At 62.1% G+C, this 20,336-nt stretch carries 13 protein-coding genes and 1 pseudogene; 7 read left to right on the top strand and 7 right to left on the bottom strand.

Annotated elements, in window-relative coordinates; translation table 11 throughout:
• Positions 1-240: 240 nt before the first annotated feature.
• The 4 genes from KUIN1_RS19380 to mnmC all read right to left on the bottom strand — a co-directional run bounded on the left by KUIN1_RS19380 (position 241) and on the right by mnmC (position 6,660).
• The gene (locus KUIN1_RS19380; RefSeq protein WP_152092190.1) at positions 241-1,320 is read right to left on the bottom strand and encodes a lipocalin-like domain-containing protein; all 1,080 of its coding nucleotides are present in this window, start codon (positions 1,318-1,320) and stop codon (positions 241-243) included.
• Entirely contained in the window at positions 1,310-3,790 is a 2,481-nt protein-coding gene (locus KUIN1_RS19375) for an ABC transporter permease (RefSeq protein WP_152092189.1), read from the bottom strand. Before KUIN1_RS19375 ends, KUIN1_RS19380 begins: the two co-directional genes overlap by 11 nt.
• Position 3,791: 1 nt before the next feature.
• A complete protein-coding gene (locus KUIN1_RS19370) occupies positions 3,792-4,460 on the bottom strand; it encodes an ABC transporter ATP-binding protein (RefSeq protein ID WP_024639723.1) in 669 nt (222 codons plus the stop codon).
• Between the two features lie 202 nt (positions 4,461-4,662).
• Positions 4,663-6,660, bottom strand: coding sequence for a bifunctional tRNA (5-methylaminomethyl-2-thiouridine)(34)-methyltransferase MnmD/FAD-dependent 5-carboxymethylaminomethyl-2-thiouridine(34) oxidoreductase MnmC (gene mnmC, locus KUIN1_RS19365; protein ID WP_152092188.1), 1,998 nt, complete (start codon positions 6,658-6,660; stop codon positions 4,663-4,665).
• Positions 6,661-6,808: 148 nt separating this feature from the next.
• Here mnmC and pap point away from each other — a divergent pair, with 148 nt between their 5' ends.
• A complete protein-coding gene (gene pap, locus KUIN1_RS19360) occupies positions 6,809-8,305 on the top strand; it encodes a polyphosphate:AMP phosphotransferase (RefSeq protein WP_024639721.1) in 1,497 nt (498 codons plus the stop codon).
• Between the two features lie 38 nt (positions 8,306-8,343).
• Here pap and KUIN1_RS19355 read toward each other — a convergent pair whose 3' ends face one another.
• Both KUIN1_RS19355 and KUIN1_RS19350 read right to left on the bottom strand, forming a co-directional pair.
• Entirely contained in the window at positions 8,344-8,757 is a 414-nt protein-coding gene (locus tag KUIN1_RS19355; RefSeq protein WP_024639720.1) for a YbaN family protein, read from the bottom strand.
• 10 nt (positions 8,758-8,767) lie between these two features.
• Positions 8,768-9,355 (bottom strand): UPF0149 family protein, encoded by a 588-nt coding sequence (locus KUIN1_RS19350; RefSeq protein WP_003314545.1) that lies wholly within the window; start codon positions 9,353-9,355, stop codon positions 8,768-8,770.
• Between the two features lie 177 nt (positions 9,356-9,532).
• Between KUIN1_RS19350 and recQ the strand changes: the two genes are divergently transcribed.
• The 3 genes from recQ to KUIN1_RS19335 all read left to right on the top strand — a co-directional run bounded on the left by recQ (position 9,533) and on the right by KUIN1_RS19335 (position 14,499).
• The gene (recQ, locus tag KUIN1_RS19345) at positions 9,533-11,662 is read left to right on the top strand and encodes a DNA helicase RecQ (protein WP_003402551.1); all 2,130 of its coding nucleotides are present in this window, start codon (positions 9,533-9,535) and stop codon (positions 11,660-11,662) included.
• Positions 11,663-11,755: 93 nt separating this feature from the next.
• Positions 11,756-12,190, top strand: coding sequence for a MarR family transcriptional regulator (locus KUIN1_RS19340; RefSeq protein ID WP_003363288.1), 435 nt, complete (start codon positions 11,756-11,758; stop codon positions 12,188-12,190).
• 95 nt (positions 12,191-12,285) lie between these two features.
• Positions 12,286-14,499: a FimV/HubP family polar landmark protein gene (locus KUIN1_RS19335; protein WP_152092187.1), complete on the top strand. Its 2,214-nt coding sequence runs from the start codon at positions 12,286-12,288 to the stop codon at positions 14,497-14,499.
• A gap of 32 nt (positions 14,500-14,531) precedes the next feature.
• Here the strand turns inward: KUIN1_RS19335 and KUIN1_RS19330 are convergent, their stop codons facing one another.
• Positions 14,532-14,882, bottom strand: coding sequence for a topoisomerase DNA-binding C4 zinc finger domain-containing protein (locus KUIN1_RS19330; protein ID WP_003402554.1), 351 nt, complete (start codon positions 14,880-14,882; stop codon positions 14,532-14,534).
• A 242-nt stretch (positions 14,883-15,124) separates the two neighbouring features.
• Between KUIN1_RS19330 and KUIN1_RS28805 the strand changes: the two are divergent.
• The 3 genes and pseudogenes from KUIN1_RS28805 to eprS form a co-directional block, all read left to right on the top strand.
• Positions 15,125-15,406, top strand: a pseudogene (locus KUIN1_RS28805) (PAS domain-containing protein); the annotation flags it as partial.
• A gap of 249 nt (positions 15,407-15,655) precedes the next feature.
• Positions 15,656-16,690, top strand: coding sequence for a methyl-accepting chemotaxis protein (locus KUIN1_RS19325; RefSeq protein ID WP_419178427.1), 1,035 nt, complete (start codon positions 15,656-15,658; stop codon positions 16,688-16,690).
• A gap of 559 nt (positions 16,691-17,249) precedes the next feature.
• Positions 17,250-20,255, top strand: coding sequence for an autotransporter serine peptidase EprS (eprS, locus tag KUIN1_RS19320; protein ID WP_152092186.1), 3,006 nt, complete (start codon positions 17,250-17,252; stop codon positions 20,253-20,255).
• The last annotated feature ends 81 nt before the right edge of the window (positions 20,256-20,336 follow it).

The following is a 20,336-nucleotide window of genomic DNA, read 5'->3' as shown; positions in this document are numbered from 1 at the left end:
GCTTGCGAAGAGTACGAAGGCTTTTAAACTCGTTCAGGAATTTCAAATGGAGCCCCGATCGGTCTCCATTTTTTTATGAGAAAAATCATATGGATATGTGTCTGGCTCTGGCCGAGCTGTTGGCAAATGAAAAACCTGAGCACATGGCCCTATTTCAAAAAGTCAGCCTGAGGTGCGTCGGTGGTTGTCCCCGCGCCAACAGGTGTTTCGAATTGAAGGCGCAACTGCCAGCAGACCCGCTCAATACCCGGTCATCTCCAGATACCCCACGCCTTCCTGACTCCCGCTGAACCTCACCGGCCCCTCCCAGTAGGGGATACTCACGCCCATCCAGGCAGCAGGGTTCAGCGCTTCGCTGGTGATGTCCAGATTTCGGTCGGGGACCCTGATTCTCCAGCGGGTGGGCACTTTATGCTCGCCGATCGAGGTTTCTTTCAGTGGCTCAAGGCTGATCTCGTTGGCGTGCAGCATCCGGGTGGTGCCGTCGGCGCTGATCCAGTTACCGGTCAGGTAGGGGGCAGTGCTCTTGTGGCGGATGCGATAGAGCATCAGGCGATCACCGTCTGCCAGTTGCAGCGAAAACCAGTCCCAGCCGCTCTGGTTGGCGGTCAGTGGCTGACTGCTCCATTCGCGGTCCAGCCATGCTTTACCGGTGACCTGATGTGTTTTGCCCTCAATGATCACGCTGCCTTTGGCGTCGAAGAACGGCTGGCTGTAGTAGTACGACGCCTGGCCCGCCTCCGATTTCTGGCTGTAGCCCTGTTCACCCTGCAGCACCAACGGCTTGCTGGATGTCAGGTTCAGGTTGTAGCGGAAGTCCTTGCCGCTGGCCTTCAGCTGCATGGCCGCCAGCGGATCACCGCTGCGGACATGGCTGGTAAATGCCCAGTCATCGATCCACGCCGAGAAGGGTGCCAGCGTCACGTCGGCCTGACCGATGCCGCCGCGCGCGTAACGCTCCGCCACATAATGACCGCTGCTTGAAGTCGCCGCTGCATGGCCCAGCCAGATCGTGCCGTCATTCCAGCCGCTGCCGGTCTGTTGGCCGGGGCGCAGGGCATTGCGAAACAGGGTCCATTGCACGCCGAACTGCTGGCCCGCGTCATCCTTGAGGGTGGCTGTGATGTACCACCACTCGATCCGAAAGCCGGGGTGCTGGCCGTGGTCCTGCGGGAATGAAAAGACCTTGCCGGGTGTCACCTGCGCATAGCTGTCGGCCGTATTGCCCAGACCGGCGAAACCGCTTTCAGGTTGCGGTTTGTCGTCGCAGGCAGTGAGCAGCACGACGATGACCAGCGGTACCAGCCATTTACGGTTCATTGGCGAATGTCCTGAGCAGGTCCGCTGGACGGCTGCGGTACAGTTTCAGCAGTGGCCAGGCCGAGGCCAGCAAAGTCGCCAGCATCGCCAGCGCCATCAATTGCAGCAGTTGCAGCGGGAACACCTGCAGCGGCAGGCGCCAGCCAAAGGCTCGAACGTTGATCACCGCATCCAGGCACCAGGCCAGCAGCAGCCCGAGTGGCAGCGCGAGCACCAGTGTCAGGACCGCCAGCAGCCAGGTCTGTCCCAGGTTGAGCAGCATCAATTGCCGTCGAGTGACCCCCAGCGCCCACAACGGGGCGAGCTGCCCGAGACGGCTCTGGCTTTGAGTAAGCAGGCTGATGAACAGCGCCACGCCAGCCACGCCCAATGTCAGGCTGTTGAGTGCGGCCGTGGCGGCAAACGTACGTTCAAAGACCTGGCTCGACCAACCCTTGAGCTGGCTCTGATCGATGATGTGATTATCGTCCAGCTTGAAACGCGCTTGCAGCCGGGTGACCAGCGACGGGATTGCCGCCTGATCGACCCTCAGGTTGAAACGCACCGGCATCGATTGCGGCCAGTGTGCGAGCAGGTGTTTTTCATTGACCAGCAGATGGCCCTTCGGATTGCCATAGTCGGCATAGATCCCGACGATGCGCGGGGTCCACTTGCCATTGGGCACCGGGATGCTCAGCGTATCTTGCAGCCCCAGTTGGAGGCGGCGTGCCAATTGTTCGCTGAGCATGACCGTGTCTTCATCGCGCAAAACATTCCACGGATCACCGGCGACGGATTCCAGAAGCGCCCAGTGCTGGCGATAGATGCTGTGATCGATCACGCCAAACAGGTCCGCAGGCCAGCCCTGGACTTGCACCGGCACCTGCCAGTTGGGCAGCACGGCGCCGACATCCGGTTGCTGGTTCAGCCAGGTGTTCAGCGGCTCGGCCTGCTCGGGGTTCTGCGGGCTGACATACAATTCGGCCGTCAGGCGTTGCTCCAGCCAACTGTTGAACGTCTGGCGAAAACCCGAGGTCATGCTGCCTGCGCCGATGTTCGCGGCCATTGCCAGCAACAGGGCCATCAGCGCCAGACTCAGGGCGGGCAGCTGTTGACGGCAATCCGCCACAAACCATTGCCCGAGCACCGAGCGGCTGCGCTTCAACAGACCGCCAAGCATGGCGTCCAGCAAAACCGGCAGGGCCAGCGCGGCACTGAGCAGCAGGGCGGACATCATCACAAACCCCAGCATCAGGCTGGTGCCGAACACCAGCGCACTCACGCCAACCACCGCGCCCAGCACCGCCACCCACGCCTGGCGCTGCAACCATCGCGCGTGGGCTTGCTGCCATGCCTGGGCATCGGCCAGCGCCAGCAACGGCAGGCGCGCAGCTCGCAACAGGCTGTTGGCACCGGCCAGCAACGCGCCAAGCAGACTCAGGCCGATACCGCTCAGCCACCACCACAGACTGAGGTTCAACTGGCCGGCGACTTCCGCGCCATACAAGCCGCGCAGGCTGGCCGCGACATCCGGTAATAACAGGCTGGCCAGCAGATAGCCGCTGACCACACCAAAAACACCGCCCAACAGCGCCAGTGCCCCAAGTTCTACGCCCAGCGCAGCTATCAACAGACGTGCGCTGACGCCACAGGCACGCAGGTTGCGCAGCAGGCCGCGACGCTGTTCAAGGGCCAGGCCAATGGCGGCGTGGACAATGAACAGACCGACGATGAAGGACAGCACCCCGAGTGCGTTCAGGTTCAGGTGGAAGCTCTCGGTGAGGCGCTCCAGATTGTTTTCCTCGCCGCTTTTCTTGATCACCAGCAGGTCATTCAGGGCTGCCGGCAGCGCAGGGTTCTGCCGGGCAAAATCCTTGGCCAGCAGCATTCCGGACAACTGCCCCGACTGGCCCAGCAACGGTTGCGCAAAGCCTATGTCAGTCAGCAAAACGCCAGGCGCCATGTCGGGTTTGGCGCGCAAGGGGGGCAGCGCGACGCCGGTTTCGGTCAGCGGCTGCTGGCCTTCCTCAAGCCCCAGCGCTTGCAGGGTCTGCGGTGCAATCCAGGTCATACCCGGCGGTGTGAGGAAGTCCACGACCTGTTCGGCGTTCAGCGTCTGCCCGGCCAGTGCCGAGCCGGTCGGCAAGGTCACCGGCTCGATACCCATCAGTTGCAGGCGACGGTCTTCGCGCCCTTGAAGCACGATGCGGCCTTGCAGCATGGGCGACACGGGCCAGCCTTCACGGCGCAGCTCGATAAATAACGCCTGCGGGAACAGCCCGCCGCTGCTGGCGGTGATACGGGTCTGCGGCTCGCCGCCAATCAGCTGGCTGGCACGCTGGTAGCTTTCTCGCGCCTGGCTATTGAGCGCCTGCACACCGGTGAGCAGCGCGGTAGCCAGCCACAAACCGGTCAATACACTGAAAAACTGCACCGGATGACGGCGCCAATGACTCAGCAGGGCGCGCAGCGTCCAGTAGAAAACCCGCATCTCAGCGCTCGCCTTCGTCAGCCAGACGGCCCAGATGCAGCACCACTTTACGCGACAGCCGCTGCGCGACGCGCGGGCTGTGGGTGACCATCAGCAGGCTGGTAGGGCTGTCGGCGAGGATATCCAGCAGCAGTTGCAGCACCTCGTCGCTGGTGGCTTCGTCGAGATTGCCGGTGGGTTCGTCAGCCAGCAGCAGGCCGGGTCGGGAGGCGAGGGCGCGGCCTATCGCTACACGTTGCTGCTGTCCGCCGGAGAGTTGTTCGGGGTAGCGATCCAGCAGTGCGGCCAGGCCGAGGCGCTCGATCAAATGCGCCTGCCAATCCGCATCAACACGCCCGGCCAAGCGTGCCTGAAACGCCAGGTTGTCGGCTATTTTCAGGCTGCCGATCAGGTTGAACTGCTGAAACACCAGACCGATTTCGGTACGCCGCCAGTTGGCCAGCTGGCTTTCGTTCATCAGGTCCAGACGCTGGCCTGCGACCTCGATGCTGCCATCGTCGACCTGATCCAGGCCTGCCACCAGATGCAGCAAGGTGCTCTTGCCACTGCCCGATTCACCCATCAACGCCAGGCTTTCGCCCTGTGCCAGATGCAGATCGACACCACGCAAGACATCCAGCGGTCCCTGTGCCGTGGTGTAGCGCTTGAATACGTTTCGCACTTGCAGCATGAGCGGCCCAATTGTTCTGACAGACGCTCAAGAGTAGCGCCTGAGCGTGCTCGTAGGAAATATCGTGCGACGCTCCGCGTCGGCATGCCGTTCAGGACGCTCTGCGTCCTCTTTTCGACGCAGAGCGTCGAGAGCTGCATTCCACTGGAGCGTAGGGAACGCTAATCTCAACTGTCGTGCAAGCGAGGATTATCTGCGGGTTTCAGTGCCCGACAGTCTGTTTCCCCTTGCCGCGAATCAGCCCGCGCAGGGCAAAGCGGTTGGGGTGGCAGGCCTCGGCGACGCTGCGTGGCAGGGGCAGTGGTTCGTTGTCGAGCCAGGCGGCGATCAGTTCGCCACACAGCGGCGCGGTGATCAGGCCGCGCGAACCGTGGCCGCTGTTAACGTACAGGCCATCCAGCCACGGGCAGGTGATGTCCGGCACCTGACGCGCATCCTTGCCCAGCGCGGCATAGGCTTGCATGAACGCCTCGCGATCGGCCAGCGGCCCGACGATTGGCAGGTAATCCGGGCTGGTGCAGCGAAACGCCGCGCGCCCCTGTAATTGCTCGGGCGACAAATCGGCGGTATCGAGGCGCGAAGTGAGGTCTTCCGAAATCTCCCGCAACAGCCCCAGATTGTCCAGGTGATCGGCCAGGTTTGGCGTCAGATCAGTGCTGTTGAAATCGAAACTCGCCCCGAGCGTATGCTCGCCCAGACGCGCCGGAGCCACATAACCCTCGGCGCACACCACGCTGCGCAATGCCGTGCTGGCCTGAGTCTGTGGCAGGCGGGTGATCTGCCCGCGAATGCGCTTGAGCGGCAAGTCGGCGCTCTGCGAAAACTGCTGGATATCAGCTGCACCGGCCAACACCACGACAGGAGCGCTGTCGATCAACTGTTCCTCACTCCAGACCTGCCACTGATCATCGACACGTCTCAGCTCCAGCGCCTGCTGATGAGCGATCAGGCGGATATTGGCGTGCTCAGCCTGTGCGTGACACAACGCAGGCGGATGAACCCAGCCGCCTTCGGGATAAAACAGCCCGCCACTGTTCAGTGCAACGCCGCTTTGTGCTTCGGCGGCAGGCTTGTCCAGCAGGTGCAGAAGTGATTCCGGGAAGGCATCGGCCAGTTGTTTCTGGCGCAGCGCTTCCTTGTCATCGAAGGTCAGTTGCAGCACCCCGCAAGCGTCCCAGTCGACCCCGCGCTGCAAGCGTTCAAGCAGCCTTCGCGTATGGCCAAAACCGCTGAGGATCAACTGCGACAGCGTGGTACCGTGCGCCGACAGTTTCAAATACAGCACGCCTTGCGGATTACCCGACGCTTCCTGCGCCGGTGCGGCGTGGCGCTCCAGCAGGCTGACCTGCCAGCCGCGCTGCGCCAGACTCTGCGCCGTGGCACAGCCGGCCAGACCCGCGCCAATCACCAGCGCTTTGCGCTCGCCGCCAATCGGCGCGGGGCGGGCGAACCACGGCTTGGCAGCAGGCGGATGCGCCACGTCCTCTGGCCAGGCGATAAACGTGCCACGCAGCACTTCCCATTTGTGGCCGATGCCCGGCACGCGCTTCATCTTGAAACCTGCCGCATTCAGCGAGCGGCGCACCCAGCCGGTGCTGGTGAACGTGCCAATCGTGGTGCTCGATGTGGACAGGCGCGCCAGTTCGGCGAACAGTTCCGGAGTCCACATTTCCGGGTTTTTCGCCGGCGCAAAACCGTCGAGAAACCAGGCGTCCATCTGCCCGTCCAGCTGCGGCAGCATCTGCAGTGCATCGCCGATCAGCAGCGTCAGGGTCACGCGGCCGCCGGCGAACACCAGACGCTGAAAGCCTTCGTGCACAGCCACATACTGGTCGAGCAATTGACCCGCGAACGGCGACAGCTCGGGCCACAACGCCAGGGCACGCTGCAGGTCGGCGTGGCTCAACGGGTACTTCTCGACGCTGACGAACTGCAGGCGTGCATTGGCGGGCGCGCACTCGTCGAACAACTGCCAGGCGCAGAGAAAATTCAGCCCGGTGCCAAATCCGGTCTCGCCAATGATCAGCCTGCCGCCGTCCGGCAACTTGGTAAAGCGCCGGCGCAGGTCGTTCTGCACCAGAAACACATGGCGCGTTTCGTCCAGGCCGGATTCGGTGGAAAAGTACACGTCGGAGAAATCGCGGGAACGCGGGTTGCCGTGTTCGTCCCAGTCGATCTGGGCGTGGCGGGTAATGGTCATGTCGGGCTCAGCGGAGGCAGTGGCGGCATTTTAGCCGTCTGCGCAGAGAAAAGTGCTATCAAGGTTGTGTGGATTGACCGATGCCGGTCATCAATGGTCACAATCTGCATCAGGCGTTCTCTGAGCCAACATCAATCAGGAGCTGTGCATGTTTGAATCCGCTGAAATCGGTCATGCCATTGACGATGAGACTTACGAGGCTGCGTTGCCGCAACTGCGCGAAGCGTTGCTCGAAGCGCAGATAGACCTGCACGAGCAGGCCGGTCGCCAGATCATCGTGCTGATCAACGGCATAGAAGGCGCAGGCAAGGGCGAGACCGTCAAGCTGCTCAGCGAGTGGATGGACCCGCGTCTGATCGAGGTACGCACCTTCGATCAGCAGACCGACGAAGAACTCGCTCACCCGCCCGTATGGCGTTACTGGCGGCAATTGCCGGCCAAGGGCCGCATGGGTATCTTCTTCGGCAACTGGTACAGCCAGATGCTCCAGGACAGGGTTCACGGGCGCTTCAAGGACGCCGTTCTCGACCAAGCCATCAGCGGCGCCGAACGTCTGGAAAAGATGCTTTGCGATGAAGGCGCGCTGATCTTCAAATTCTGGTTTCACCTGTCCAAAAAACAGATGAAGCTGCGCCTCAAGACCCTCAAGGACGATCCGCTGCACAGCTGGCGCATCAGCCCGCTGGACTGGCAGCAGTCCAAGACCTACGACAAGTTCGTGCGCTTCGGCGAACGGGTCCTGCGCCGCACCAGCCGCGAATACGCACCCTGGCATGTGATCGAGGGGGTGGACGCCAACTACCGCAGCCTGACCGTCGGCCGCCTGTTGCTGGAAGGCATGCAGGCCGCGCTGAACAAGGCCGAACCCGAGACCGCGGCGCTGACGGTCGGGCCGCTGGCGATTCACAGTAACGAGCTGACCCTGCTCGACAGCCTCGACCTGAGCCTGAACCTGAGCAAGGACGACTATCAGCAACAGTTGATCACCGAGCAGGCGCGGCTGTCCGGCAACATGCGCGACAAGCGCATGAAAAGCCACGCGCTGCTGGCAGTGTTCGAAGGCAACGACGCGGCAGGCAAGGGCGGTGCGATCCGACGTGTGGCGGCGGCGCTGGACCCGCGGCAATACGCCATCGTGCCGATCGCCGCGCCCACCCAGGATGAGCGCGCGCAACCGTATCTGTGGCGTTTCTGGCGGCAGATACCGGCGCGCGGCAAATTCACCATCTTCGATCGCTCGTGGTACGGCCGCGTGCTGGTCGAGCGGGTCGAGGGTTTTTGCAGCGAGTCGGACTGGAAGCGCGCCTACTCGGAAATCAATGACTTCGAAGAGCAACTCACCGACGCGGGCGTTGTGGTGGTCAAGTTCTGGCTGGCCATCGACCAGCAGACTCAGCTGGAACGCTTCAAGGAGCGCGAAAAGATCCCGTTCAAGCGCTACAAGATCACTGAAGACGACTGGCGCAACCGTAAGAAGTGGCCTGACTACCGCCAGGCAGTCGGCGACATGGTGGATCGTACCAGCACCGAAATCGCGCCGTGGACATTGATCGAGGCCAACGACAAACGCTGGGCCAGGGTCAAGGTGTTGCGCACCCTCAACGAAGCGCTGGAAGCGGCGTTCGCCAGGGACAAAAAGAAGTGACGGTCTGAGTGTTGCGGTGGCGTCCGCCTGGGGCGGCGCTACCTTGTACGATCGCCCGGCGCTCGCGTCTTCTGCCTGAGAATATAGAGCGTCACCAGCACTGCGCTGGTCAGCATGAAGACGCGTGCCCAGGGTGAGGGCACCAGGTAGCAGGACAGGCTGATGCTGAGCCACATCAGGCCGATGGCGTACACCTTGCCCTTGAGCGGGATGCCGTTGCCTTCGAGGTAATCACGAACCCACGGACCGAGTTGCGGGTGGTTGACCAGCCAGTCGTAGAAGCGCGGAGAGCTGCGCGCGAAACAGGCAGCGGCCAGCAGCAGAAAAGGCGTGGTGGGCAGCACGGGCAGGAAGATGCCGATGACACCCAGCACCACGCTCAGCCAGCCAATCGCTACAAGCAGATAGCGCACCGACCGGTGACGGCTGGTGCGCGGTGAGCCTTGCGCCATAGGCGCCGACTCAGTGGTGGCGGGGCTTGAGGATCGCCGGCTTTTCGTCCGGTGCCTGGCAGAGCAGGTACAGGGCGGTCAGCGCTTCGGGGATCTGCACGATCATGTCGTCCATCAGGTTGGCGTCCTGGGCGATGTCGGCGAACTCCGGCTGCTCGTCGAACAGGCCCGAACCGACCATGATCGGCAGGAGCATTTCGCTGACTTCTTCCTCGGCACTTTCGAACCAGGCGTTTTCACGCAGGAACACGCCTTCCATGAAGCCGATGCACCAGCCGCGCAGGTCGGAATCATCCGGGTCGTCGCCCAGGTCCAGATCGCAGGGCAGCTCGAACTCTTCGTCCGAAGCCAGCTGGCGGGCAATGTGTGCCTTGAGGGCGATCAGCGTCGCTTCGACTTCTGTCTGTTGCGCTTCGCTGGAGTACTGCGGCGGCTCGGAGAACAGCGCGTCGATCCACTCGCGTTCCGGCACCTCTTCAGCGCAGATGGACAGGGCGGTCAGGTAGCCATGCGCGGCCACGTAGTCCAGTGCTTCTTCGTGCAGTTCATCTGCATCGAGGAAGACTTGCAGGCGGGTTAATTGCTCAGCGAAGGACATGGAAGCGCTACCTTGAAAATAAACGATGCTGGATTCTAGGCCCTGAGCGTCCGTGGCGCCAGCGCGCAGGCCAATTGCAGTTAATTTCGACCGCTCATGTCCCAGTCATCCATTGCTCCCGAGTGCTCGGGTATACTCCCCCGTTTTGCAGTGCAGCAGGATATTCCGGGGTTTTTTATGCTTGAGCAGGCACAACGCGTACTTAAAGACATCTTCGGTTACGACAGCTTTCGTGGTCGCCAGGGTGCCATTATTGAGCGTGTAGCCAGCGGTGGTGATGCGCTGGTGCTGATGCCCACCGGTGGCGGCAAGTCCCTGTGTTTTCAGGTGCCGGGGCTGTTGCGTGACGGGCTGTGCGTGGTCGTGTCGCCACTCATCGCGCTGATGGACGACCAGGTTGCCACACTGGATGAGCTGGGCGTGTCGGCCGCTGCACTCAACTCGACCCTCAGCGCCGAGCAGCAGCGCGACCTGGCCAACCGCATTCGTCTGGGCGAAGTCAAAATGCTCTACCTCGCCCCGGAGCGCTTGGTCCAGCCGCGCATGCTGTCATTCCTGCAAAACCTCAAGATCGCCCTGTTTGCCATCGACGAAGCGCACTGCGTGTCGCAATGGGGTCATGACTTCCGCCCTGAATACCTGCAACTGGGGCAACTCGCCGAGCTGTTTCCGGAGGTGCCGCGCATCGCGCTGACCGCCACCGCCGACAAGCGCACCCGTGAAGAAATCGTCACGCGTCTGCACCTGCAGAACGCCGAGCGCTTTCTGTCGAGCTTCGACCGGCCCAACATCTTCTATCGCATCGTACCCAAGGAACAGCCGCGCAAGCAGCTGCTGGCGTTTCTTTCCGAGCGCCGCAGCGACGCAGGTATCGTCTATTGCCTGTCGCGCAAGAAGGTCGATGAGGTCGCCGTATTCCTGAGTGACAACGGCTATCCCGCGCTGCCTTATCACGCCGGTCTGCCGTCCGAAACCCGGGCGGCCAACCAGAAGCGCTTTCTCAACGAGGAAGGGCTGATCATGGTTGCGACCATCGCGTTCGGCATGGGCATCGACAAGCCCAACGTGCGTTTTGTCGCGCACATGGACCTGCCCAAATCGCTTGAGGCTTATTATCAGGAAACCGGCCGGGCAGGGCGTGATGGCCTGCCCGCCGATGCCTGGATGGCCTACGGTCTGCAAGACGTGCTGATGCTCAAGCAGATGCTGCAGAACTCCGAAGGCGACGAGCGCCACAAACGGCTGGAGCAGCACAAGCTCGATGCCATGCTGGCCCTGTGCGAAGAAACCCGTTGCCGTCGGCAGACCCTGCTGGCCTATTTCGACGAAGACATGCCCAACCCGTGCGGCCATTGCGACAACTGCGTCGATGGCGTGCAAACCTGGGATGCCACCGAACCTGCGCGTCAGGCGCTGTCGGCCATCTACCGTACCGGCCAGCGTTATGGCGTCGGTCATCTGGTTGACGTGTTGCTCGGCAAGTCCAACGACAAGGTGGAGAGCTTCGGTCATCAGCATCTGTCGGTGTTCGGGGTCGGCAAGGCGCGCACCGAGTCCGAGTGGCGCTCGCTGTTCCGCCAGCTGGTTGCGCGGGGTCTGGCGGACATCGACCTTGAAGGCTATGGCGGGCTGCGCCTCAGCGAGACGTGTCGCCCTTTGCTGCGGGGCGAAGTTTCTCTGGAACTGCGCCAGGACCTCAAGCCACAAACCACGTCGAGAAGCAGTTCCGGCAGCCCGGCCAGTCAACTGGTGCGTGGCGAAGAGCGCGAGCAGTGGGAAGCCCTGCGCGCGCTGCGCCGCAAGCTGGCCGAAGAGCACGGCGTGCCGCCTTACGTTATTTTCCCGGACTCGACCCTGCTGGAAATGCTGCGCAGCAAACCCGGATCGATGGCCGAGATGGCCAAGGTCAGTGGCGTCGGTGCGCGCAAGCTGGAGCGTTATGGCGAAGCCTTTCTCGAAGTGCTCAGCGGCAAGGCCGAGGCACCACGGGTGGTCGCCGATGTGCGTCACGAACTGATCAGCCTGGCGCGCGCGGGTATGACCCCGACGCAGATCGCCGGTCAGTTGCAGTGCTCGGAAAAGAATGTCTACACCCTGCTGGCCGAAGCCATCGGCAAGCAGCAGTTATCCATCGAGCAGGCGCTGGACTTGCCGGAGGACCTGCTGGGTGAGGTGCAGGACGCCTTTCTCGACGGCGAAGGCGAACTGCCGCCGGTGTCGGCGATTGCCGAGCAGTTTGCCGGGCGGGTGCCTGAGGGTGTTTTGTATTGCGTGCGTGCAGCGCTGCAATCGGAGTTTGAGGTATAACGGCGTGCGACGAAACGTCACCGTCCCGTGCTTGCCTGAACATAAGGACCATGCTTAGCTCGCTAATAATTAGTTTGAATCACGAGTTTCCTTATGCCAATGACTGATGAACATCGTTTCGGGATGCAGCTCGGACATCTCACGCGAGGCTGGCGTGCCGAGCTGGATCGTCGGCTGGCCGATCTTGGCCTGTCCCAGGCCCGCTGGCTGGTTTTGCTGCACCTCGCGCGCTTTACCGAACCGCCCACCCAGCGCGAGCTGGCTCAAAGCGTTGGCGTAGAAGGCCCCACCCTGGCGCGTTTGCTCGACAGTCTTGAAAAACAGGGCCTGGTGCAGCGTCAGGCAGTGCTCGAAGATCGCCGTGCGAAAAAGATCCTGCTCAGTGACACGGCATTGCCCCTGATCGAAAAAATTGAAAACATCGCCAATGTATTGCGTATCGAGTTGTTCGAGGGCGTGAGCGAGGAGGATTTGCGCGTCAGCATGCGCGTGCATTCGCAGATTCTGGCCAATCTGGAAAGATCCTGAGACGAAGCTGCGCATTCTCAACCATAATCGTTAAACGGATACTGACGTCCATCTGATTACGTGAGAAGCCTGCCGTGGTTTCCATAAGGGTTCGCATGCTGAAGAGTTCACTGGCTGCTGTCGAAGGTGCAGGTCGCAAGGCGCGCGAGGCGTTTGGCAAGGGCGTGTTGGCGGTTTCGTTGCTGACCTGCTCCACGCTGGCGTCGGCGTTGGGCCTGGGTGAAATCACCTTGCATTCGGCGCTCAACCAGCCGTTGGATGCCGAGATTCAGCTGTTGGAAACCGGCGGTCTGAGCAATGAAGACGTGGTCGCCCGGCTCGCTTCGCCCGAAGCGTTCGCCAAAGCAGGCATGGAACGCGTGTTCTTTCTCAATGATCTGCGCTTCACGCCGGTACTGCGTGGTGACCGCGGCGTGATCCGGGTGGTGTCCAGCAAGCCGGTCACCGAACCCTACCTGAGTTTTCTCGTTCAGCTGGCGCGGCCGAATGGCGATTTGCTGCACGAATACACCTTGCTGCTCGATCCTGCCACCTCGGCGCAAGGCCTGGCCGCCACGCGCAGCCGCAACCAGCAGCGCTCGGCCAGCTCCGCCACGGAAAGCCGCATGCCGGTCGCGCCACCGGCGGCCGTGCAGGGCAAACACTATACGGTTGCCAGTGGCGACACGCTGAATGGTATCGCCAGCCGCTTGCAGGGCAACAAGGTGTCGGCCAGCCAACTGGCGGACGGCATCCGTTCGCTCAACCCGCAGGTCTTCGCCGCAGGCGCCAGCTCTGCGCTCAAAGTCGGCCAGGACCTGTTGCTGCCGGACGCCGCAGTGCTGCCAACCGCCGCAGCGCCTGCCGCAAGCGCTGCGGCGCCGTCGCCAAAGCCTGCCGAACTGCAGCGCACCGCCGAGCAGTTGTCGGCTGCTGCCATCGAAAACCAGCAATTGACTCAGTCGCTGGAGGCGCTCAAGGCCCAGACTCAGGAACTGCAAGAGCAGATGAGCGGCAAGGACAAACAGATCATTGCTTTGCGCAGCGATCTGGCCACGGCGCAATCCGCCGCTACGCCAGCTGTACCTGCACCTGCAACAACCACACCTGCACCCGCCATGCCGGTAGCTGCGCCTGCCGCTCCTGCGCAACCTGTTGCTGCGTCGGGCAGCGATTCCTTCCTGAGCCTGCCGATACTGCTCGCTGCCGTATTGATCGTACTACTGCTGGTGGCGTTTGCTTATTCGAAGCGACGTCAGCAGCGCAAGGAATCAGCGGCACCCGGAGTCACTCCGGATGACCCGCTGATCAAGCCCGCTCAGGCCGCCATGCTGCCGGTGTTCGAAGTGCCTGCCGTGGCACCGCAGCCCGTGGCACAGAGCCCGTCGACACCGCCTCCGGCCAAGCCATCGCCAGCACAACGTTCGCCCGGTTCTGCCCCGGATGCGCTGGACGGCGTGAGCATTTACATCGCCTACGGGCGGTTCACCGAGGCGATGGGTATTCTGCGCAGCGCCCTGGAAACCCAGCCTGAGCGTGATGACATTCGCATCCGCCTGCTGGAGTTGCTCGCTGAGCAGGGCGACGGCAGCGGCTTCGTTCGCGAAGAACAGGCCGCGCTGGAGCATGGCGTCGATCCGCAGACCATTCAGGACATCCGCGATCGCTTCCCGCAACTCAAGGCCGCCGAGGTCGCTCCCGTGGCGGCAATCGTCCCGGCTGCCGCGCTGGCAGCCAGCACACTGTCGTTCGAGAAATCCGAGCCCGAGCCTTCGCGCTACCTGCAGCCCGAGCCTGAGCCAGAACCCGCCGCGCAGCTGGATGAAAGCGCCGCTGCGGCGCTGAATCCGCAGCCCGCCGACGAGTTTCAGTTGAACCTGGATGACCTGTCGATGGACGCCGATTGGGACCTGGTCGACCCGTTCGACAGCCCACCGCCGCGTGCCAAGCCTGCCGCTACGCAAGCCCCCGTTGAAGTCGATCCCGGTTTTTCTTCGGACCTGACCCAACTGCCGGAAGTCTTCGAACTCTCGGACGAACAGTTCCTCAGTGATTTCTCCGAGCCTGAGGTCGTTGAGCCTGTTGAGGTAATCGTGCCATCCGCCGCCGACGGTCTGAGTGACGATTTCCTCGACAGTTTCATGAACGATGACGCCGATTTCGACCTGCTGGACCTGGAAGAGCCGCCGCTCAGCCAGATCAATCAGGCGCAGGTGCTGATCGAGGACGGCGATCTCGAATCGGCCCGTGAAATCCTCCAGCAGATCATTGACGAGTCCGACGAAGAGCATCAGCGCATGGCGCGGGAGCTGCTGGCCAGCATCAGCTGAGCGCAGCTCTTGAGGGGCGACCGGTCTGGCGTTTAGCGAAAGATCGGTCGGATCCCCCGGCATTTCGGATAGGCCACACAACCCCAGAATTCCCCGGCGTTCTTGCCGGTGCGCGCCACCTTGATCACCATGGTTTTCCGGCAGTGCGGACATGCAGGTGCCGCAGGCTCCGTCGCGGGTGTTGGCGGCGCAGCTTGACGGGGCTTCTTGTCGGGTTTGGCGCGGCGGGTTCTGACCGGCGCTTGTGGCTCAGGCGACTGCACTGCAGGCGTAGCGGGCTCCGGGGGCTGTCGCTGGCTCGGTGTGCCTCGTGCAACCCGGCTCCATAAGCCGCGCAGTGCCTTGATCAGTGATTTCAGCGCAGAGGCCGTGTTGCGTGCCATGGGATTGCCTTGGGTCGGGTCGCGATCAGGGCAGCATGGTGCAGGCATCCTCGTCGTGGCGCAAATACCTGACTCGGCCCTCATGCCTGCCGTTTATTGAGCGGCGTAACCCCCGAGCGCTTTTTAAACCCTGAGTCCTGTGGGCGATAACAGTGCATCATGACTATCGGCTGTCTTTGAAACGCTGTGCTACACCTTCAACAACTGCCCTGAGTATCAGCATTATCACGGAGCGATTCTTAATGCGCGTCAACATGCCTATCACGCAGACTGAGCGGACTTTTCCGGCCTCTGAACGTCTGATCTCTACCACCGACCTCAACAGCCACATCACTTACTGCAACGACGCTTTCGTCACCCTGAGCGGCTTTACTCGCGAAGAGCTGGTCGGGCAGCCGCATAACCTGGTGCGCCACCCGGACATGCCAGCCTCGGTGTTCGCGCATATGTGGGAAACCATCAAACAGGGCAAGCCGTGGATGGGCGTGGTCAAGAATCGCTCCAGGCAGGGCGATTACTACTGGGTCAGCGCTTATGTAACCGCGGTGTACGAAAACGGCCGTATCGTCGGGTACGAGTCGGTGCGCTCGCTGCCGACCCGCGATCAGGTGCGGCGTGCCGAAGCACTCTATGCGCGGTTGCGGGCTGGCAAGGCGGCGGTGTCCGCCAGCAGCTCGGCGGCCTATCACCTGATTCGTCAGTTACCGATGATTCTCTGCGCGCTTGCGCTGGCTGTGGGTGTTTACCTGCTCGACGATTTGCCGTCGATCATCATGATCCCGATTGTGATGGTCGTGTTGGGCGTTTTTCTTGAAGTACGTCAGCGCAGCAGCATCCGCAAAACCCTTGAGGAACACCCCAAGGCCTTCACCAGTGCACTGATTGCGCTGACCTACAGCGACAGTCGCGGCCCGCAGGCGCAGCTCGACCTGGCCATGCTCAGCGAAGAGGCGCGCCTGCAAACGGCCCTGACGCGACTGGCGGATACCGGCGAAAGCGTGCGCCAGCATGCCGGTCGGTCAGCACAATTGTCCCTGCGCCAGGCCGAGTCGCTGGATCAGCAGCGCAGCGAGGCCGATCAGTCAGCCACGGCCATCAACCAGATGGCGGCGACCATTCAGGAAGTCACCCACAACGTGCAGAACACTGCCCATGCTGCCGAAGAGGCCGACAAGCTGGCGCAACAGGGGCGTGGCCTGGCCGATGAAAGCCTGTTGGCGATTCGGCACATGGCCACCTCGGTTACCGATATTGGCAACGCCGTGGGGGAACTGGCTGATGCGACTCAATCGATCGGCAGTGTGGTCGATGTGATCACCTCGATCGCTCAGCAAACCAATTTGCTGGCGCTCAACGCCGCCATCGAAGCGGCGCGTGCCGGTGAACAGGGACGTGGTTTTGCGGTGGTGGCCGACGAGGTACGCTCGCTGGCGTCTCGCACGCAGTCGTCGACCGAGCAGATCCAGCAAATCATCACCTCGCTGCGCGATGGCGCCGACCGGGCGGTAAAGACCGCCAACAAGGGCGAGCAGATCTCTCAGGAGAGTGTCGCCAGCGTTGAAGCCGTGCAGAAGGCGCTGGATGGCATCAGCCAGTCGGTGACCCGCATCACCGGCATGAGCCAGCAGATGGCGTCGGCGTCTGAAGAACAGAGCCACGTTGCGGAAACCATCAGCCAGCAAATCACCCGCATCGCGCAACTCTGCGACGAGAGCGCCAGCCAGGCGCAGCAAGGCTCGCAGATCAGCAGCGAGCTGGAAGAAATGGCGCAGTATCTGCACAGTCTGGCGGAACGGTTCAGCCGCTAGGCAGGCCACTCCCTGGATAGGACGCGGAGCGTCCTGAACGGCATTACCACGCGGAGCGTGGGAACGATATCGACCGCCACTTATCGTGCCCATCGCTCCGCGTCCTGGTGCCGTGCTGCGGGGGCTTGATGGTGTTCACGCAAGCCCCAGCCCACCTCTATCGTGCCCATCGCTCCGCGTGGGCATGCCGTTCATGACGCTCTGCGTCAGCTTTTTCCGGGAATCTCCGAATGGACATTTGTTATTACCGGACAAGTCTTGGTGTGTTCAGACAAGTAACGCTGTTGGCAACTGTTACTGGAAACAGTAGGTAGAGCGCAAGAAAAACAAGTCGCGTGCAATTAAATGGCCACTACGCAATAATTCAACGGCACAATAAAATCCAAAATAATCTCAATAGATTCAAGCGCCTATCAACGATATATATGTTCTGCGATGCGTTTTCCTTATGTCTTAACCTTTGTATCAGAATTGAAATAAAACTGTTGCCAAGTTTTAAACTGCGGACTATGTTCTGGAATCGCTCAATCAAGAGCCAACCAGTATCAGGTGTGCAGGGATGCAAAAGTCGAAGTGCGTGGGTGTTGTCCGTTATTCGTTCAAGCCTGTAGCAACAGGTGCGCTGTGTGCGCTGTCTTTTACGTTTGGCTGCTCGGCTTATGCTGACTATGTCGAGCAGGGCAAGCCGGGTGACGCGGCCAGCTGGCGCTCGGCAGAATTCCAGAGCGACTGGGGTCTGGGCCGTATCCAGGCTGATCAGGCCTACGCCGCCGGCATCACCGGGGCAGGCGTCAAGATCGGTGCGCTGGACTCGGGTTTCGACCCGTCCCACCCGGAAGCCACGCCGTCCCGCTACCACGCAGTCACCGCCACCGGCACCTACGTTGACGGCTCACCGTTCAGCATCACCGGCGCCATCAACCCGAACAACGACACCCACGGCACGCACGTCACCGGCACCCTGGGCGCGGCGCGTGATGGCGTCGGCATGCACGGCGTGGCCTACAACGCCCAGGTCTACGTCGGCAACACCAACCAGAATGACAGCTTCCTGTTCGGCCCCAACCCTGACCCGCAGTATTTCAAGGCGGTGTACGGCGCCCTGGCGGATGCGGGCGTGCGCGCCATCAACAACAGCTGGGGCAGCCAGCCGGCCGACGTGACCTACGCCACCGAAGCGGGCGTGCGCGCTGCCTACGCTCAGCACTACAACCGCGGCACCTGGCTGGACGAAGCGGCGAATGTCTCGCGCAAGGGCGTGATCAACGTCTTCAGCGCAGGCAACACCGGTTACGCCAACGCCAGCGTGCGCGCTTCGCTGCCTTTTTTCGAGCCGGATCTTGAAGGCCACTGGCTGGCCGTGTCGGGCCTCGACAGCAGCAACGGTCAACGCTACAACCAGTGCGGCCTGTCCAAATACTGGTGCATCACCATGCCCGGTCGGCTGGTCAACAGCACCGTGCCGGGCGGCGGCTATGGCATCAAATCCGGCACCTCGATGTCCGCGCCGCATGCCACCGGCGCACTGGCGCTGGTGATGGAACGCTTCCCGTACATGACCAACGAGCAGGCGCTGCAAGTGCTGCTGACCACCGCCACCCAGCTCGACGGTTCGATTACTCAGGCACCGACCAACAGCGTCGGCTGGGGTGTGGCGAACCTGGAGCGGGCGATGCGTGGTCCGGGCCAATTGCTCGGCACCTTCGATGCCAGTCTGGGTGCAGGGTTGACTGATGTGTGGAGCAATAATATTTCCGATCAGGCGCTGATCCAGCGTCAGGCCGAGGACAGCGCCGAGCAGGCCACCTGGCAGCAGACGCTGATCAGCAAAGGCTGGCAGAACGGCGTTGCCAGCACCGCCAGCCAGCAGGATCAGGCCGACTACGCCACCGGCACCGCTCGCGCCGCCGCTGCTGCACAGCGCCAGTATCAGGGCAGCCTGATCAAATCCGGCGCAGGCCGCCTGATTCTCTACGGTGCCAACACCTATCGCGGTGACACCTTGGTCAACGGCGGCGTGCTGTCGGTCAATGGGTCGCTGGTGTCAGCCGTGCAGGTCAACGCGGGCGGTACGCTGGGCGGCAACGGCCAGATCGGCGGGCTGACAGCGCGCAACGGCGGTATTGTCGCGCCGGGTAATTCCATCGGTACATTGCAGGTCAATGGCGATGTAACCCTCGAGCCGGGTTCAACCTACGCCGTGGAGCTTTCACCAACCGCCAGTGACCGCATCGTCGCCACCGGCAGCGCCACTGTGTCAGGCGCGAACATGACACTGGCGCTGGAGAATGCGACGCCAGTGGCCTTGAGTGCTGCACCCGTCCAAAGCGTGGTCGGTCGCCAGTACAACGTGCTGCAAGCCGCCAATGGCATCAACGGTCAGTTTGGCAGCGTGTCCTCCAACTACGCCTTCCTCGGTGGTCGACTCGACTACGCAGCCAACGCGGTCGCACTGAACGTCGAGCAAACCGCCGCTTTCAACAGCGTGGCGCAAACCTCCAACCAGGCTGCGGTGGCGACTGCCGCTGAACAACTCGGCGCCGGTAACGCGGTGTACGAAAACCTGCTGCTCACCCAGAGCGCTGCCTCTGCACGCGACAGCTTCCAGCAATTGTCCGGCGAAATTTACCCGGCCATCGGCAGCGTGTTGATCAACGACAGCCGTCAGGTCCGCGATGCCGTGGGTGAGCGCCTGGGTGCCAGCGTGTTCGGCACTGATGGCAACACTGCCGCACAAGACAACGTCTGGCTCAAGGCGCTGGGTGCCTGGGGCAAGACCGACTCGCGTGACGACACAGCGGGTTACACCTCTTCGATTGGCGGGCTGCTGGCCGGTGTCGATGGCAACCTTGCCGATGACACGCGTCTGGGCGTCGTCGCAGGCTACAGCGACAGCTCGTTGAACATGGGCTCCGGCACGCATTCGCGGGCGTCGGTGGACAGCTACCATTTGGGTGCGTACCTGGGCCATGAAATCGGTGCACTGCGCCTGACCCTCGGCGCCGCACACAGCTGGCATCGCATCGATGCGCAACGCGACGTGCAGGTCGGCGGTGCAGCGGGCAAGGAGAAAACCAGACACGATGCGCAGAGCACCCAAGTGTTCACCGAGGCGGCGTATCGCATTCACCTGCAACCCGCCACGCTTGAGCCGTTTGCCAATCTGGCCTATGTCCACCTGAACACCGATGGCTTCACCGAGAAGGGCGACGCTGCCGCGCTGTCTGCCGGTAGCGACAACCGTGATGCGGTACTCAGCACTCTGGGCCTGCGTGCCCTGAAGACCATCGCGATCAGCGACCGGCAGAAGGTCGACCTGTCCGGCAGCCTTGGCTGGCAGCACAACCTGAGCAACACCGATTCCGAACAGCACCTGGCATTCGCTTCTAGCGGCAACAGCTTCGGCATCGAAAGCTCGCCGCTGGTGCGTGATGCCGCGCTGGTCGGTGCTCACGCCAGTCTGGCGTTGAGCAAGGAGGCAAGGATCAGCCTTGATTACAGCGGCCAGCTGTCCAGTCGTGAGAAAAGTCACGGTGTCGGCCTGAGTCTTAACTGGCAGTTCTAAGCAGTAGACAACCCTAAACCCAAAAGAACGACGCGCATGCAGATGCATGCGCGCGGAGATTCGCGCGCGTTAACTAAGGAC

Origin of the sequence: Pseudomonas sp. KUIN-1 (genome assembly GCF_009176725.1) — a bacterium.
GTDB classification, from domain to species: Bacteria; Pseudomonadota; Gammaproteobacteria; order Pseudomonadales; family Pseudomonadaceae; genus Aquipseudomonas; species Aquipseudomonas fragariae.
This window is presented reverse-complemented; position numbering and strand designations above follow the sequence as displayed.